Source organism: Helicobacter salomonis, from assembly GCF_017979425.1.
Taxonomy (GTDB): domain Bacteria; phylum Campylobacterota; class Campylobacteria; order Campylobacterales; family Helicobacteraceae; genus Helicobacter; species Helicobacter salomonis.
This window is the reverse complement of sequence record NZ_JAERIS010000049.1, coordinates 1-1,077: the sequence shown is the minus strand read 5'-3', so window position 1 is coordinate 1,077 and position 1,077 is coordinate 1. Positions and strand designations below refer to the sequence as shown.

General features: G+C 38.6%; 1 protein-coding gene. It reads right to left on the bottom strand.

Features of this window, described 5'->3' with window-relative positions; genetic code table 11:
• Positions 1-1,077, bottom strand: a 1,077-nt coding sequence (locus KCO92_RS07215; protein WP_210647487.1) for an RNA-guided endonuclease InsQ/TnpB family protein, incomplete at both ends; no start/stop codon positions are given.

Here is a 1,077-nt window from a genome sequence, read left to right as displayed (position 1 = left end):
AGCGGAATCTCCACAAGCGTAACTTCGGGGGTTTCCCACCCTAGTTTTATCTACCTTGATAGCGTGTCGTTCATCTAACATTCCCAAAGCGTAGTTTCTAATGTTGATGCTAGCGTTTAGGTCTCTGTGGTGGTGTGTTTGACAACAAGGGCAGATAAAATTTCTAACATGCAGTGGCTTTTTACCGGTGTTGCTCCCACAAGTCGAGCAGATTTGAGAGCTAGGAAAGTATTGGTCAATTTTGATAAGGGTTTTACCCTTCCAACCAGCCTTATATTCTAATAGACTAATGAGCCTAGACCAGCTGGCATTGGCAATACTCTTAGCTAATTTATGGTTTTTGACTAAATTCCTAACTTTCAAGGTTTCTACTGCTATCAAATCGTATTGATTGGTTATCTCATTACTGATTTTATGCAAGTAGTCTTCTCTGCTATTGCTGATAGAAGCGTGGATTTGTGCCACTTTCTTAGCTTGTTTTTTTCTATTACTAGAGCCTTTTAGTTTTTTAGATAATCTCCTTTGTGCTTTAGTGAGTTTTGTTTGTAGGTTTTGGAAAAACTTTTTATAAGGATAGAGCACGCCATTACTGGCGATGACTAGAGACTCTAAGCCCATATCTAAACCCACGGCTTTTTTGATAGTTACAGGTTTAGGTTCAGGCTTATTGTCCTCATAACTGACAGAGAGATAGTATTTATCCGCTACACAAGAGATAAACCCCTGTTTGATGATAGAGTCTTTAGGCAAATGCCTATGAAACTTGGCTTTAATCGCTTCTTTGAATTTGGGTAACTTGACTTGGTTGGTTTCTTGTTTGATTTCTAAGTGTTGCGGGACACAGAAAGATTGCTTAGAATGCTTTTTAGATTTGAATCTAGGATAATCTGCTAACTTAGAAAAGAATTTATCAAAAGCTGTAGTCAGTTGCCTGAGTGCCATTTGCAAGCTTTGAGAGTTGCATTCACTTAGATAAGAGTAAGCCTCTTGCTTTTTAAGGGTGGTGAGCACCTTCTGCATGCTGAAGTAATTTTCTCTAATACCTTGTGCGTATTGCTTTTGGCGGTATGCTAAAAA